The organism is Collinsella tanakaei, from assembly GCF_016900375.1.
GTDB lineage: Bacteria > Actinomycetota > Coriobacteriia > Coriobacteriales > Coriobacteriaceae > Collinsella.
The window spans coordinates 117793-133780 of sequence record NZ_JACJKB010000006.1 but is presented as its reverse complement, the minus strand read 5'-3'; the positions used below and the strand labels follow the sequence as shown (position 1 = coordinate 133780).

The window sequence follows — 15988 nt, the reverse complement described above, 5'->3', positions numbered from 1 at the left end:
TTCTCCCACGCGTCGGCGAAGGCGACCTCGACGGTGACGGCGGAGCCGGGCATCTCGAAGGTCCAGGTGCCGTCCTTCTCGCCGGCCTCGACCTCGACCTCCTTGCCGTCGGCGCCCTTGACGGTGACGCCGGCGACCTTCATGCCCTCGTCGGGCGTCGCGGCGATGGTGACCGTGTCCCCCTTCTTGGCGGAGGTCGGGACGACCTTCACCTCGCCGCCCTCGGCGTCGGCGACGGTGACCTTGTGCCCGGTCTGGACGGGCGGGACGTAGTTCTTGGTCCACTGGGCAGTGAGAGTGACACCATCGGAAACCTGGTACTCGGTGCCGGCCCCATGCACCGCGCCGACGCCGTCGGCCCAACCGCGGAAGGTGTAGCCAGCGCGAGTCGGGACAGGAAGCTTAACCTTGCTGCCCTTCGCGACGACGAGCGTCGCCTTGCCACCGTCGTAGCCGTAATCGAATGTGACCTTCACCTCGTCGGCAGTCTCGGCCGAGTCCTCGAGGCTACTCACCTCGTCACCGGGTTTCGCTGCGGCAAGCGCGTCCTCCACCGAGGGGAAGTAGCTGTACATGCCGTCTGAACTGCGGAGCTCGGCTTTGAGGCTTTCAATGACGAGGCCCTCGACCGGCGAGCTGAACGAGCCCCCGGAGACGTCGACGACGTCGGTCGCCTCAGGCCATTCGCCTTCCTTCTTTTCGGTGTTGTTGAACGTATATGCCTTGACGACGGGAGCTACGCCCACGGTGGAGACGAACGTGCCGCCGGCAACGGTGACGTTATCGAGATCCTGGTAGCCGTCGCGCTTGACGATGGAGACGGCCGCGCCGTCGGGGATCGCGCCGTCGTTCTCGACCTTCTCCGAAGGAGTGCCGGTCACGGTGATCGCGGTCCCGCCCCCCTGGATGGTAAGACTGCCCGCGCAGACCTGGACGCCCGTGTTCTTCGCGGTGATGGACGAGTTGTCGATGGTCACCGACCCCGTGCTCGGGAAGTAAATTCCCGAGCCCTCTGAAACGACCAGCGAGGAGTTCTTCAGCGTGATGTTATTGTTCGTCTGCATGCCGTTCGTGACAATACCGTAGGGGCCGCCGGGCACCTCGATCATCACGTCGTCGAGAATGAGGTCAGAATTGGAGTACAGCATATGCACACCATCGGCCTCCGTGTCCGTCGCCTTGAGCGCGCCGTTCCTGATGGTGAGGGACGCGCCATCGTAATTCACATCCGCGATTGCCTCCCCTCCCGTGTAGGTGTAGGCATGCCCGTCGAGATCCAAGGTCGCATCGTAATCGCCGGAATTGATCTGCGCCGAGCCGACGTAGTCGTTCAGCATGGTCACGGTCCCGTCAACGGAGACCCCCGCCGCGTTCGCGTAGGCGCCATAGATCCGGTCCCCATCCTTAGCAGTGACCTTGAAGCCGCCGTTCTTGATGTAGCCGGCGGCCTGCGCGCTGTACTTGAGGTAAGCGGAGCTCTCGAGCTTCACAGAATCGGCGGAGGGGTCGGTAGGCGCCAGCGTGATACCCTCGCCGACTTCGACCGCGAGGTGATAGTTGCTGTCTCCCGCCTTCGCGCTCAGCGGGAGCGCGCCACTCACGATACCGCCCTGCCCCTGGACGCTGTTCACAAGCCTCATCGTGGGATCGGCGCAATCTTCAGGGTTTCTCCCGTATTTTGTATTCAGCTGAATAACAGCCTTTGAAGTGCCTGTACTGCTGACGTTATGCCCGTTCAGGTCGACCCTAACACCGTAGTTCTCCGTGGCAACCGTAGAGGTGAGCTTGACATCCTCTTGGAGCTTGATGGTGCTCCCGGCGGGGGCGTTCGAGAACGCCTTCGCCAGGGTCTCATAGCTCGTGACGTTGCCGTCCGCATCGACGACGGTCGCGACCGCATCGGTTACCTTGGTCACAAAGTTACCCTGTTCGTCTTGCTCGACTCCAAAGCGCTCGGCAAAGAAACCATCCTTGTTAGCCACCAAGTTCGCGGAATCGACAACGAAGGTTCCCGCGGTTATGGTCGCCTCAGAGCCGTCGTCGGCGCTAATCGCGTGCTTGCCCGAACCGGACTCGAACGAGCCACCCTTAATCGTGGCGATAGCGCCGCCGAGCAGGGAGACCGCGACGTCCTCTTCACTCCTGATGGTCCCGCCGGACACCGTCAGGGAGCCCTCGTTGGCATCGCCATCGAAATGTTCGGAACCGATGGCGCAGCTTATCGCGGAAATGGTGCCCCCGGAGATGGTCGCCTTGTTGGCGTTGTAGATCGCGTAGTAGTTACCGGTGCTCTGGGTGATGGAGCCGCCCGCCACCTTGAGGACGCCGTAGTCGTCGTTCTTGACGGTGATCTTGCCGCCGAAGAACTTGCCGCCGTTGATGTTGAGCGCGGCCTTGCTCTTCCCCTCTGACGGCTTGGGCTCGCCATTGGTGCCCGCCTCGGCTTCTGACGAGCTCTGCCAGCCGTTGCCGATCAGGCTGGAGTAGTGGCCCGGGTTGCTATCGGAGAACTTCACGGTGACCCCGTCGCTAACGGTCATCGTGCCGAAGTTCTTGAGCACGTACCAGGAGTTCCCTCCGGCATCGTTGCCGGCCTTGCTGGCCTCGGCGGACCTCATGAAGGTTCCACCCTTGAGGGTGATGCTCGCATTGATGTTGTTGTAGACCGCACCGCGCCCGTGAGCGGTGTTGTCAACGACGCCGGACTTCTCGGCGCTGCTGTCCTTAATCACCGTCTTGGTCGAGTTGTTCGTGATGGTATGACCGCTCGCGTTCGCGAGCTTGTGCCCGGCGAGGTCGATGGTGACGTTCACCCCGACGGGGATCACGACGTCTTCGGATACATCGTCGTTGAGCGCGATGACGTAGGCGTCCTTGTTCGTCTTGTAATCGTACGGCTGGACAGCGGCGAGGGCGGCGGAGATGGAACCGTACTGGACGGGAGTGCCATCACCTTGCGTCATCGTGACGGCGCCCTCGGCCTGCGGAACAGAATTCCCTTCCGATTCGGAAGTCTGCCCGAGATCGCCGCCCACCGGATCGGCAGACTGCTCGAGGGACGCGCTGTCGTCCGACCCGGCGGCCAAGGCCATCGAGGGGGCCGCACCGAACGTCAAGGCCACTCCCAATCCCGCCACGACCGCAAGGCGTGCGGCGCCATTCCTCTCAATAATAGACATGGTATCGTCTCCTTCATTTCGAACCGACCGCAGAGTACGATTGCACCCACTTCAATGAACCGTAGCGCGTCCCCCCCCCCGTCAATTCATTTCGGCTCGTTAACGGTAATGTTTCCGTAAACGTAGGAAATCGGTGGGTTTTCGTCCTCTGCGCGTCGTGCGATCAGAGTCAGCGTCGTTGGCTAACGGCGAGTGGAAGTGATATGGACGGCCAGCAAGAATCCATCACGCTGAAATGCGCTCCGCACGGCAGCCATGAAGCCGCATGACGTGCTGCACGCTGTGACACGCTTATTCAAGCCACCTCGCAGAAGAGATATTTCCAACAGTTTCAAAAACTCACCGTGAAGGAATCCGGATGGAACAGCCCATCTAGGCTGATTATTCTAACCCCCTGCCGAACTTGCGCAATTTTCACGCTGCGGCCGCTGTTAGGATCGCAACAGGAAGCAGCATTGCTTGTAGAGGAAGGAGCCATCATGCTCAAGAAAAAGCTCTTTGCTGCCGGTGCCACTATCGCCGTCGCGACAGCAATCGCAGCGCCGACTGCCGCGTTCGCGGACTACCTCGGCTTCACCGACATCCCTGCCGACCACTGGGCGGCTGAGTCCCAGGTCATCGACTACGCCGTCGGTCGCGGCGTCTTCAAGGGCTACGACGATACCCACTTCGGCCCCGACGATCCTGTAACACGCGGACAGGTGGTCACCGTCATGTACCGCATCTGCGTGCCGGAAGACTACGTCGCCATCTTTGATGCCTATTTTGGAAACAATAGGCCTTTTAACAATTTAAATGGAAAGGTTGAGGGGAAGTACTATTCCCATCCGATGAACTGGGCTTACGGGACTGGCCTCATCACCGGCAACGGTTCCTACGTCTTCCCCAAACAGAACATGTACGAGGAGGTCATCGGCGGCGACTACGTCGACCCGGAGCCTTGGGAGACGTTCAGGAACAAAGACAGCTGGTCGGAACCCAACGTCCGCCCCGACGATTCCGTGACGCGCGAGGAGCTCGCCGTCATGCTGCAGCGCATGGCGAGCATCGCGGCACCTACGATGAGAGCCAAACCGACTATGCCGCCATCGAGTCCTATCCCGACGCAGGATCGGTCTCAAGCTGGGCGCGCGAGGCGGTCGCCTGGGCCGTCGGCGAGGGCATCATGGGCGGCTCCGCCAATCTGAACCCACAGGACACCGCGACCCGCGCCGAGGCGTGCAAGATGTTCGAGATCGCCATCGAGGGTAAAGGCTTCACCACCGAGGGTAAGGACAAGGTCTGGGTAGACGGACAGATGTATACCTACCTGCCACACTGGACCTGCATGTACTGCGGGGCAGAATCCGACTACGGCAAGAACGACATAGAGCACAGGCACTACTGCGCCATCCATACCGGCGGGACCGTCTGGATCGGCGAGTCCACCACCGACTACAAGATGTTCAACCTGGGCGAAGTTGAGGGCGGCCAGAAGGATTCCCTCAGGGGCACGCTTGAAAGTTACGGCCTCCTCACCGGCTGGTACGAGTGGCTCTAACCGCTTCCTCCATACCCCCTGTTCCATTAGTCATCAAAGCCCCTGGTACCAGCCGATAAAACCACTGGCGCTATTAACCCTCTAGGTTCCACCGGACCCACATAGCCGGAGCGCCGGGGCCGTCTCTCGCCCCAGCGCTCCGGCTCGCAACCTGTCTGCCGCGCCTTCGGGCGTTTCGGAGGTTGCGTTTTATCCGCCCGGGCGTTCGACTCAAACGCGTTCAGCCTCCACAAGAGCCGCCTCTGTGAAGTCGTACAGCTCCTCCGAGCTGTACGCCTCGTGCCGCCACATCAACGGGCCGGAAACTGTCACGAAGTCATTCGGGAGCCGAAAGCGATCGATTTTGTCCAGATTGCTGGATAATTCTTATTGAATGTTGCGCTTGTCCATTTCTCTGGATGAATTTGCTCATATACTCATATTCATCTAGTTAGCCGGATGAATTTTGAGAGGCACCTATGGCAACCTCCAACACCCCAATCATCCCCCGAGTTCAAGCAACTAACTGGCTGCTTCGATGGAAGGATCGCGACGTCATCAAGGTGGTCACCGGCATGCGACGCTGCGGCAAGTCAACAGTATTGGCGCTTGCACGCCAAGCGTTCATAGATGCCGGCGTCCCGCAATCCAGCATCATCACCATCGACTTGGAAAAGCTTGGCTATTCTGGTCCGACAACCGACCGCGAGCTCTACGACTTGGCAGTTTCTCAAATCACGGATCCCCATTCATACGTTTTCATCGATGAGCCGCAGCGTGTCCCGAGCTTCGAGCGTGCAGTCGACGCACTCTATGCACGGGATGATTGCGATGTCTATGTAACAGGCTCTAATTCCGATCTGCTCTCGAGCGAGCTCGCCTCACTGCTTACGGGAAGATACGTGGAATATCGCCTCTTGCCGCTCTCATTCGCTGAATATCGTCAGATACCCCAGCCGTCAGATGATGCTGCAGACTTCTTTAATCGCTACCTCGTCTACGGCGGCCTGCCTTATGCGGCAACCCTCCCGCAAGAAGATGTTTCCGAATATCTCGACGGCGTGCTCAACACGATCCTTGTGAAAGACGTGTCCGCGCGGCATCCACGTTTCAATATGGATATCGTGCGGACCCTGTTCGCCTTTTGCGCAGATAATATCGGAAACTGCTACAGCCTCAAGAAAATATCCGACGCCCTAGGCGCCCGCGGGACAAAAATCTCGCCCACTACAGTCAGCGAATATCTGGACGCCCTCACGGAAAGCTACCTGCTGTTTAAAGCTGACCCCTACGATGCCAAAGGAAAAAAGCTGCTGCAACAGGGCGGGAAATACTACCTTGGCGACCTAGGCTTTCGTCATCTCCTACTTGGCAGAGACGATACCGACCTCGGACGTCGCATCGAAAACGTCGTATACCTCGAACTGCTTCGGCGTTACCGTACCGTACACATCGGGCGCACCGGAACACGGGAGATTGACTTTGTCGCCGGGAAGGATGGCCGCCCGCACTACTTCCAAGTCGCCCTCTCGGTTTTGGATGAGCAGACGTTGAAGCGTGAGCTCGCGCCGCTCATGGCCGTGCGCGACGACTACCCCAAAACACTGTTAACCCTCGACCACATCGGGCTGAGCGACCACAACGGAATCGAGCAGCGCTATCTCGTCGACTGGCTGCTAGAAGGGTAGCGGGTAACGAGGCCGAAATGGCGCACCACTGCCAAAGGGTAGCCATCGCTGCGCTTTGGCAGTGGGCATGGGAACACATCATGACCTCGATTGGCACCGCTGTCCTTCGCAAAGATATCTACAGAATCATCGCGTAGGTCGAAGACAGCTGCGCGCCCATCGCCATCATCAACCGTGCCCCGCCGACGGTAAGATGATGACGAGCACCCCGGCATGTTCAGAATCGACAGGCGGCTTCGGCTATCATGCGTGCAGAGGCATTATCCAAAGCGAACCGCGCTGGCAACGTCACGCGGTTTTCCGGCGAGCACAGCCGTAGGCGAAGCGCCGCCGCAGTACAGGGAGGGCGAGACATGGTTTGGTTTTCTGAGGCGCGCATCGACCAGCTGATCGCGGAAGACATGCCGTACCTCGACCTCACCAGCGAGGTGCTCGGCGTGGGCGACCAGCCGGGCGAAATGGAGTACTACACGCGCGAGGACTGCATCCTCGCCGGAACGGACGTCGTGGAGAGGATCGCCCAGCATCTGGGCTGCGATGTCATCAGCGTCCGCAGCGATGGCGACCGCATCCCCGCGGGCGAGTCGTTCATGACGCTTCGCGGGCCCGCGTCCGCGCTCCATCAGGTCTGGAAGGTGGGGCTGAACACGTTTGACCACCTGTCCGCCGTCGCCACGAAGACGCGCCAGATGGTGGACGCCGCCCATGCGGTGAACCCCCGCTGCGAGATCCTCACCACGCGCAAGAGCATGCCGGGCGCGAAGGACCTGCTGACGCTCGGCGTCCGCGCGGGCGGCGCGTGGCCGCACCGACTGGGGCTGTCGGAGACCGTGCTGGTCTTCGACCACCACATCACCTTCCTGGGCGGTTTCGAGGCGTTCCTGGAGCAGCTGCCCGCCATCCGGAGCCGCTGCATAGAGAAGAAGCTCTTCGTGGAGGCCGACGAGGAGCATGCCCGCATGCTGGCGCGCACCGGCGTCGACGGCATCCAGTTTGACAAGATCCCGGTCGACCGCCTGTCCGGCCTCGTGCAGGAGCTGCGCGGAATCGACCCGCACCTCACCCTGATCGCCGCGGGAGGCGTCAACCCCTCGAACGTGACCGCCTACGCCGCCACCGGCATCGACGGCATCGCCACCACCGCGCCGTTTTCCGCGAAGCCGCTCGACATGAGCGTCCGCATGCGCACGCTGTAGGAGCGGGGCGTCAGGGCGCAGGAAAAGCGCACGGAAAGGCGCCCGAAACAACGTCCCCGCAGCACTTTACAGCCCGAGCAGCTCGCTATGGCTCCCCGTGCGCGTGGCAACGAGGACAAGCCCCTCCTCATCGATGCGGTAGACCCGCAGATTAAACGAACCGCTGGGCACCACATATGTCACTTGGGTACAAAATGGGTACCAAAGCAGAGCTGCCATAACGGACTCGCTCGAAGCGACTCACGGCCGCAGCCCCCGCTTATAGGCTCCCAGCCGGAACCATCCTTGCAAGCTCGCCTCAGAATGCGCAACGAAACACCAGGTAGAAGCACGCAGATGCTGGCTCGGTTTACAACTCCCGGTGTCAACTCACGAGACTAGGGGCTCCCCGTGAAACCACAGGGAGCCCCCGAGAAGTAAGACAGTTTTAGCCTGTATTATTCCCACTCGATCGTGCCGCAGGGCTTAGGCGTCAGATCGTACGCCACGCGGCAGATGCCCGGGACCTCGGCCAGGATGCGGTCGGTGATCTTCTTGAGCAGCGCCCAGTCGAGCTCGGGCACCGTGGCGGTCATGGCGTCGACGGTGTTGACGGCGCGGATGATGGCCGGCCATGCGTAGAGGCGCTTGCCGTCGCGCACGCCGGTGGCACGCATGTCGGGCACCACGACGAAGTACTGCCACACCTTGCCGGCAAGCCCGGCGCCTGCGAACTCCTCGCGCAGGATGGCGTCGGCCTCGCGCAGCGCCTCCAGACGGTCGCGCGTGATGGCACCGAGGCAGCGCACGCCCAGGCCAGGGCCGGGGAACGGCTGGCGCTCGACCATGGACTCGGGAAGGCCGAGCTCGCGGCCGACGACGCGGACCTCGTCCTTAAAGAGCAGCTTAACGGGCTCGCACAGCTCGAACTGCAGGTCGTCGGGCAGGCCGCCCACGTTGTGGTGGGCCTTCACGCCGTCGGACTCGAGGATGTCGGGGTAGATGGTGCCCTGCGCCAGGAAGCTCACCTGGTCGCCAACCTTGCGGGCCTCCTCCTCGAACACGCGGATGAACTCGGCGCCGATGATCTTGCGCTTCTTCTCGGGCTCCTCGACGCCGGCCAGCAGGTCGAGGAAGCGGTCGGTCGCGTCCACATACACGAGGTTCGCGTCCATCTGGTTCTTGAACACGTCGATAACCTGCTCGGGCTCGCCCTTGCGCATGAGGCCGTGGTTCACGTGCACGCAGATGAGCTGTTTGCCCACCGCCTTAATGAGGAGGGCGGCCACAACGCTCGAATCGACGCCGCCGGACAGGGCAAGCAGCACGTTCTTGTCGCCGATCTGCTCACGGCACGCGGCGACCTGCTGGTCGATGAACTCGCGTGCAAGCTCGGGCGTGGTGATGCGCACCATATCGTCGGGACGCTTATTTGGATCCATGGGCTCCTCCTCGCTGTGGAAAGATACATACCTAGCCCGATTGTATGCACGTACGCTCCCGACTCCCCCGGCGCAACAGCAGGGGGTAGCAGCGCGACGGCGGATGGACATGCGGCAACGGCCCCTTATGCAAGATGCCCGCGGCGCGGCGGGCATCTCAAACAAGATAGCTTCTATTCGTCCTGAGCGTCCTCGGTCTCCACCGATTCCGCCTCGATCTCCCGCGGCTTCTCCTGCTCCTCCTCGGCAGCCTCCGCCGCGGCGCGGGCATCCTTGAACTTCTCCTGCATGGTCTTGTTGCCCCAGGTGAGCTTGCGGATGGTAAGCCCCTGCGCCTTGTCGTTCGCCAAACGCAGGTTGTTCTCGGACGAAAGCAGGTTCTCCTTCACCTTCTGCAGATGCTTGATCGTGGTGTCGATCTCGTTGATGGCATCGTTGAACTTGCGGCTCGCGCGCTCGAAGTTCTGAGAGAAACCGTCCTGGAACTTGTTGAGCTTCTCCTCGAAGTTCGTCACGTCGATGTTCTGCTGGCGCACGAGCGCGAGCTCCTGCTTGTAGGCAAGCGAGTTCATGGCGGCGTTGCGCAGCAGCGTGATCATGGGGATGAAGAACTGCGGACGGATGACGTACATCTTGGGGTACCGGTAGCTCACGTCGACGATGCCGGTGTTGTACAGCTCGCTTTCGGGCTCAAGCAGGCTCACGAGCACCGCGTACTCGCAGCCCTTCTTGGTGCGGTCGGCGTCGAGCTTCTTGAAGAAGTCCTCGTTGCTGTGCTTGCGGGAGGTCTCGTCGTTCTCGTTTTTCATCTCGAACATGATGGAGATGACCTCGTTGCCGTCCTCGTCGGCCTCGCGGAAGATGTAATCGCCCTTCGAGCCGTCGCTGGCATCGTTGTCTTTCTCGAAGTACGCACCCGGGAAAGCGGTCATGCGCAGACGGTTGAACTCGTTTTCGCAGTGCTGCTCGAGCGACTCGCCCACCATCTTGGTGGACAGGCGCACCTTCATGTCCTTCAGGCGCTCGATCTCGTCGTCCTTGTAGCGCAGCAGCTCCTCGGTGCTCTTGCGCACCTGCGCGAGCTCGAGGGTGTGTGCCGTCTCGAGCTGCTGCTTCTCGGCATCGCGCACGGCCTGCTCGCGCTCCAGGGTGGCGCGGGCCTCATCGCGCTCGCGCTCGGCCTGCGAGACGGCGCGCTCCACGGCAAGCTCGCGCTCGGCGTCCACCGAAGCCAGCTTGCGTTCGAGCTCGGCAATCTTGCCGTCGCGTTCGGCGATGCTCTTCTGCAGCTCGGAGCGCACGCTTGCCTCCGCCTCGTGCTGGCGCGTGAGCGCCTCGGCGTCGGCCTTCTGCAGCGCAAGGTCCTGCGCCTGAGAGGCCGCTGCCAGCTGCGCCTTGAGCTCAGCGATCTGCGCATCGCGCTCCGACACATCGCCCGCGCGGAGCTGCTCGGCACGCGCCTGCTCCAGCGCCGCCGCGTCCTTTTGCTGCTTGAGCTGCGCGCGAAGCTGATCCACCTCGCGCTGGAGGTCGGCGGCGGACTTCTGCGCAGCCTCGCGCGCCTCGGCGGCAGCCTGCTTGCTCGCCAGCTCGCGCTCCTCCCCCGCTGCCTCGAGACGCGCCGTCAGCTCGGCGATGCGCGCGTCGCGCTCGGACTCGCTCTGCTTGAGCTCAGTTGCGGCATCGGCCTTGAGCTGCTGGATCTGCGCATCGCGCTCTGCCAGCGCATGCTCGAGCTTGCGTGCCGCCTCGGCGCTCGCCAGCTGCAGCGCATGCTCGCGCTCACGCTCCATGAGCCGCTCGCGCTCGCGAAGCTCCGCGGCAAACTGCTCGTCGCGCACCTGTCGCACGATGCTCTCGTAGTCGCTCTCGTCGACCTGGATGACCGTACCGCAGTTGGGGCATTTGATCTCGTTCACGCGAACACGCTCCTCACGCCGCATCGCCGTCCGGGCGCGCGGCACTCGTTTCCTGAACTATACGATACCCCCTCGCCCGGACATGCGAACCGCCGAGGCGCGCTCTAACAAAACAACGCCGCGCCCGCGCGCATCGTGCGCCCACGGTCGCAAAAGACAAACCGCCTGGCCGGCAGCGCTGGCCGGCCACCCGGCCCTACAGACTCGGATCCAACGGCCCGCGCACCGGCTCCACACCGCGGAAGAACTCGAGGATCTCGTCGCGGCTCACCGGGCAGTACCCGTTGGCATCCACACCCACGTCGTAGCGCAAGACACCCGCCTCGCGGTTGCGCTCGTTGTAGTCGGCCCCGCGGCTGTGGATATGCCCGTGCAGGTGAATCGCCTCGCGCCAGCGCCCGTTCCAGCTGAGCATGGGGTAATGGAACAGCACGAGCCGGTGCCCGCGCGCAAAGCCGGGCTTGATCTCCAGGTAGTCCTGCTCGCTCGAAAACGCATCCGCATGCGGCGTTTCCGCCCAGTGCTTATCGTGGTTGCCGCGCACCAGGTGCACATTGGGACACACGATACGCTGCCGCAGCCGCCAGGCCTCCTCCACCGTGATCCGATACGAGAAATCGCCCAGGATATAGAGGCTATCCGCCGTGCTCACGCGGTCGTTGATGTTGGCGATCAGCGCCGCGTTCATGCGCTCGACCGTCTGGTACGGCCGGCCGGTCGCCTCGATGATGTTCGAGTGCCCGAAGTGCGTGTCAGAGGTAAAGTAGATCACGCGGCGTCGCCTTCACGCAGGTCGTCCGCATCGATGGCCTGCATCCAGGCGATATAGACGTTCGGATAGTGCCCGTACAGCACCTGCATGGGGTTGATATCGCCCAGAAGGTCGCGCACGAGCGACACCATGCCGCCCACGCTGGTAAGGTCGTCTGCCGTCGGGATCTCGCGGCCGAGATCCTCCACGAGCTTGTCGACGCGTTCGCGGTCCTCGGGCACATACGGGCTCTCGGTGCCCACGTTCTCCTTGAACGCCGTGCGCATGGCATCGTAATGATCGTCGAAGGCGGCATCGCCTACGCCGGGCAGCCACAGGTCGTTGCCGTAGCGGGCGTAGCCCCACGACGCGAGCGGCAGGCGCGGAACGATGTCGCTCGGGTTCATGATGTTGAAGATGTTGTCGTACAGGGAATCGCCGATGTTGGCGAACTCGGTGACCTCGGGCGTGGCGAACGTGTAGCAGTAGATGTTCTCGAGCGGCGCCAGCACGCGCAGGCCCGTGGTCATGTCGTCGGCGTAGGACGCGGCGAGGTTTGCCGTCGCCGCGCCGCGGGAGTGGCCGGTAAACAGCAGCGCGATGTCGTCCTGCCCGCCCGTCTCGGAAAGGCGATCGGCAAGGTCGTCCACGATCTCGCTGGCAGCGCGCATGAAGCCCTCGTGGTCGATGGCGTCCATCTCGTAATCCGAGGAGTCACCCATATTGAAGTCGCTCAGCCATTCCGACCCATAGCTACCGCGGACAGACACCAGGTAGAGGGTCTTTTCGACACCGTCCGTGTTGCGCACGCGCTTGGTGGCAACCGAGTAGGCCACCACGTCGTCGGTGCCGGCAAAGAAGTCGACGATCTCGTCGAAAACCTCGCTGCGGTACTGATAGGACGCGGTCGAGATGTCCTGGAAACCCAGCGCCGCAAGCGCCTCCTCCATGTAGGCGGGCGATGACGATCCGGCCTGGTAGTAGCCCGACTCGGAGTTGGCGATGGCGCTAAGCACCGAGCAGGTCGTGGCGAGCTCGTGGTTGTAGACGGTGGGATCCTGGAAGAACCAGGCGTCGTCCCAGGCGATGTCGGTCGCCACCTGATGGCCATCGGTCTCCGCCATGCTCGTGTACTCGACATGCGCCGTGAAGGCACCCGTGCGGTTGGAGGAGTCCTCGAGCTCAACCGGCGCCGAAGGCTGCTGCACCGCACCGAGGCCGAGCATCTCCTGCTTCTGGCGATGCTGGACCGCGGCGTTGACCGCCACGCCGAGTCCGAGCGCCACGAGCACCAACACCGCGACGATGCGGATAAGCCACTTGTGGCGGTGATAGAACGGCACGTGAACGGGCACGGACTCCTCTTGCCGCTCCACGGTCTCGCCTGCTTCTACCTGCTGTTCTTCCTGCGTCATGCTGCGATACCTTTCGCGATTGTTTGCATGGGGAAGTATACCGTGGCAGGCAGGCTGCCACGGTGATATGCGGGAACATGACATACGCCGCGCATGCCGTCGCCCGCAACTTCAACTTTGCCTTGATTGATAAGGCTACAGCACGGTATACGACTCGACGCGCGGCGCCAGACGCTCGGCGAAGGCGGCGCGCTGCGCCACGAGGGCATCGCCGCCGGTAAGCGAGCGCGCGCCCGCCGGGCACGCGATGATGCAACGCATGCAGGTGATGCACGCGTCGGCGTCGGTTGCTGCAGGGTTTTCCGGGGCGATCGCGCCGGCAGGGCACTGGCGGGCGCAGGTGCCGCAGCCAGTGCAGAGGTCGGCATCGGCCTGAGCGCGGAAGGGCACGCCGTGGAAGTCGCGGTACGGGCGGTTGCCGGGAATGTCGGCAAGCTCGGCATCGCGCGCGGTCGCGGCGGTCGCGAGCTTGTCCGCTGTCGCACGGGCGAAGGTGTCGATTGCTGCGAGGTCATCCTCGTCGGGGCGACCCTGCGCGACGTCGATCATCAGCGAATGATGCGCCACGAAGGCGCCGAGCGCGACCGGGATGAAACCGTGAGCGCGGACTGTATCGGCGAGCTCGAGGAAGGTATCGTCCACCGCGCGGTTGCCGAAGGAGACGATGAGGACCGCCGGCGTATCGTGCCCCTCGCAATGCGCGAACTGCGCAAGCGCCGGAGCGGGCACTCGCCCGCCGTAGGAGGACACCGCGAAGACGGCGAGGTCGTCGGGGCCGAAAGCGGGAACATCGGAGCCCGCCGGGGTGATATCGACCGCGCGGGCGGTAATACCCGCAGCTTCGATCGCGGCGGTGAAGCGCTCGGTGATGGTGCGGGTCGTTCCCGCGCCGGTGAAGTATACGGCGGTGCAGGTGGCGGAGGTCATGGTGTCTCCTCGGTGCAGTGAATCTCGAATTCCGTCATCAAGATTGTATGCCCCGAGCACCGACTCGAGCGCAATCTGTATTATTCAATCGACCCCGGCGCATTCGTAAGCCTTCATCGCATCGCACGCTCAACAGGAGGGCGCAAGACTACTCAGTCGAGTACAGCATGACAACCATATCGGCAAGAATTCCGTTTCGCCGAACAATGTCTGCAACGCTCCAGATTTTCTTTTCCTCGAGGCGCTCGCCTTGCGATTCATCGGCAATGCTTTCATTAATAAAGAGGCCCGAACGGAGACCAACAAAATTGCCGTTCTTTTTATCCCGATAATCTCTCTTGGAGCCATCATAAGGATGCTCTTCGGAATAAAACGGCTTCTGCCCGAGTTCCGAATTGTATGGCGTAAGCGTAAGATTACCAAGCAGATGAACGTATTCGCCCTGGATATCGCCCGCTTTGTCTCGATCTCCTCCAGCTATATCATCCACCCAGCAATCAGGCAGGTTACCTTCGGGCAGAATGTGCTCTATCGACCAAATCGGCGTGGCCTTGCCATTACCACTTGCGACGAAATCATCGAGGCTATCAGGATGGCCTTTATCGAACGTCGGACTCTTACCGATGCGACGCTCAAGGTCGATAAGGATATAGCGAGCAGTTGGCTTGCTCTTGTCGTACAGCGGCTGGTCAAGCGCAACCCTGAACTGATCGTCTGAAACGCTCATATCCAAAAGCACGGACTTCACTGCGCTCACGACATCTTCTCCCGAGAGGGTCATCGCCTGAAGTACCCTCACCATTCCAATCAAACGCGCTCGGATATTGGAAGACTTGGGAGTTAGCGCAACATTCCTTCTTACGTAGAACGCAATGAACGCGTCGACGATCGAAATCAGGTGCGAGTCTTCAAGAAGCAGAGCATCTCTCTTGGAAAAGAGGTACATAAGAAGTGGAAGAGCCTGAGTGGATTCGAGTCGGCGCAGCGCCGCAAGCTTCTTGTCGAGAAGACTCGGCTTCCCCGCTTGTTCGCCCAGCTGGCATATCCTCGAAAAATCCGACGCACGGCCAATAAGAGTCTGCAGATAGTTTTCTCCACTCCCATAGCGTTTTGGAAGCAGCTTTTGATACTGAGAAAGCGCTTTGGTTTTTGTAGTCGATGAAGAACTCGAGCTTTCAAAGGCATCCCAATTGTTGAGCAAGAATTGGGTTACCGCACTTGTGCTGATATCCTCCCCGTCAGCCGAAAGCATCTGAGCGAGATAATCCCATTGCGCCAAAGTCTGACTCGGCTGCTCGCCAATCTTCGACGCAGCGCTCAAGAACTCTCCTTTGAGCAAATCAATCAACGTGAGAGGCAGACCCTTAGAATTAAGGGACGAGAACACGGTAAATGCGTCTCCCAGATTGGGGACGGTAATCCTCAACAAATCGACCTGCATGAGCTTCTGATAGAACTCGTTGAGCTTTTCAAACGAGTTGCACGTCTCTGCAATCAATTCCTTTATGTAACGGTAGCGCCTGAAGAATGAGCGGTTCCCCCATTTCTTGAGATGGTTTCCTTTGAGGACTCCGAGTAAATCCAGGTAGATCTTCTGGTCCTGATCGAGCAAAACAATTCTGGGGTTGCCGGCAACATCAAACAGCTGCCTGCGAATGTCTATCTTCAGGCCTATAGCGGCTTCAAGGGCTGAATGCTCAACGAGGTTTTCTCCAATGGCTAAGAGGAAAAGCGATATGGTCGTCAGGCGCTGTTGGCCATCGATAACGCTATAGGACTCTTCATCCCCTGTCAGCAGGATATTTCCTGCATAGTATCCTGAGTCCTCTTTTGAGATATCGTCGAACAGCTGTCCAATCTGTTCGTCGCGCCAAGAATACCCTCGTTGATAACTTGGAACACGGTAGTGAACATTTCCCAAAATGGGAAACAGCTCAGATACTTTGCGAGACTCTGACGATATCTGCATGGCT

11 protein-coding genes are annotated in these 15988 nt (G+C 61.2%); 4 read left to right on the top strand and 7 right to left on the bottom strand.

Annotated features, from left to right (window positions below; all coding sequences use genetic code 11):
* The coding region (locus H6A16_RS05620) for an InlB B-repeat-containing protein (protein WP_204616947.1) at positions 1-3179 on the bottom strand (3179 nt) is incomplete at its 3' end.
* 479 nt (positions 3180-3658) lie between these two features.
* Here H6A16_RS05620 and H6A16_RS05615 point away from each other — a divergent pair.
* From H6A16_RS05615 to modD, 4 genes are all read left to right on the top strand, one after another.
* A complete protein-coding gene (locus H6A16_RS05615; protein ID WP_204616944.1) occupies positions 3659-4366 on the top strand; it encodes an S-layer homology domain-containing protein in 708 nt (235 codons plus the stop codon).
* A complete protein-coding gene (locus H6A16_RS05610) occupies positions 4267-4719 on the top strand; it encodes an S-layer homology domain-containing protein (RefSeq protein WP_428830078.1) in 453 nt (150 codons plus the stop codon). Before H6A16_RS05615 ends, H6A16_RS05610 begins: the two co-directional genes overlap by 100 nt.
* 458 nt (positions 4720-5177) lie before the next feature.
* Positions 5178-6386: an ATP-binding protein gene (locus H6A16_RS05605; protein ID WP_204616942.1), complete on the top strand. Its 1209-nt coding sequence runs from the start codon at positions 5178-5180 to the stop codon at positions 6384-6386.
* A gap of 353 nt (positions 6387-6739) precedes the next feature.
* Positions 6740-7582: a ModD protein gene (modD, locus tag H6A16_RS05600; protein ID WP_204616940.1), complete on the top strand. Its 843-nt coding sequence runs from the start codon at positions 6740-6742 to the stop codon at positions 7580-7582.
* A 437-nt stretch (positions 7583-8019) separates the two neighbouring features.
* Here modD and guaA read toward each other — a convergent pair whose 3' ends face one another.
* The 6 genes from guaA to H6A16_RS05570 form a co-directional block, all read right to left on the bottom strand.
* Positions 8020-9003 (bottom strand): glutamine-hydrolyzing GMP synthase, encoded by a 984-nt coding sequence (gene guaA / locus H6A16_RS05595; RefSeq protein WP_204616938.1) that lies wholly within the window; start codon positions 9001-9003, stop codon positions 8020-8022.
* 173 nt (positions 9004-9176) lie between these two features.
* Entirely contained in the window at positions 9177-10922 is a 1746-nt protein-coding gene (locus H6A16_RS10905; protein WP_204616936.1) for a DUF2130 domain-containing protein, read from the bottom strand.
* Between the two features lie 196 nt (positions 10923-11118).
* Positions 11119-11694: a metallophosphoesterase family protein gene (locus tag H6A16_RS05585; protein WP_204616934.1), complete on the bottom strand. Its 576-nt coding sequence runs from the start codon at positions 11692-11694 to the stop codon at positions 11119-11121.
* Entirely contained in the window at positions 11691-13088 is a 1398-nt protein-coding gene (locus tag H6A16_RS05580; RefSeq protein ID WP_204616932.1) for a lipase family protein, read from the bottom strand. Before H6A16_RS05580 ends, H6A16_RS05585 begins: the two co-directional genes overlap by 4 nt.
* Before the next feature lie 135 nt (positions 13089-13223).
* Positions 13224-14015 (bottom strand): 4Fe-4S binding protein, encoded by a 792-nt coding sequence (locus H6A16_RS05575; RefSeq protein ID WP_204616930.1) that lies wholly within the window; start codon positions 14013-14015, stop codon positions 13224-13226.
* 148 nt (positions 14016-14163) lie between these two features.
* A complete protein-coding gene (locus H6A16_RS05570; RefSeq protein WP_204616927.1) occupies positions 14164-15984 on the bottom strand; it encodes a DUF262 domain-containing protein in 1821 nt (606 codons plus the stop codon).
* Between the last annotated feature and the right edge of the window lie 4 nt (positions 15985-15988).

Bases quoted from the DNA above. Each gene is read 5' to 3' on its own strand.
- H6A16_RS05615 (WP_204616944.1), top strand. From the start codon at position 3,659: ATGCTCAAGAAAAAGCTCTTTGCTGCCGGTGCCACTATCGCCGTCGCG.
- H6A16_RS05605 (WP_204616942.1), top strand. From the start codon at position 5,178: ATGGCAACCTCCAACACCCCAATCATCCCCCGAGTTCAAGCAACTAAC.
- modD (WP_204616940.1), top strand. From the start codon at position 6,740: ATGGTTTGGTTTTCTGAGGCGCGCATCGACCAGCTGATCGCGGAAGAC.
- guaA (WP_204616938.1), bottom strand. From the start codon at position 9,003: ATGGATCCAAATAAGCGTCCCGACGATATGGTGCGCATCACCACGCCC.
- H6A16_RS05580 (WP_204616932.1), bottom strand. From the start codon at position 13,088: ATGACGCAGGAAGAACAGCAGGTAGAAGCAGGCGAGACCGTGGAGCGG.
- H6A16_RS05575 (WP_204616930.1), bottom strand. From the start codon at position 14,015: ATGACCTCCGCCACCTGCACCGCCGTATACTTCACCGGCGCGGGAACG.
- H6A16_RS05570 (WP_204616927.1), bottom strand. From the start codon at position 15,984: ATGCAGATATCGTCAGAGTCTCGCAAAGTATCTGAGCTGTTTCCCATT.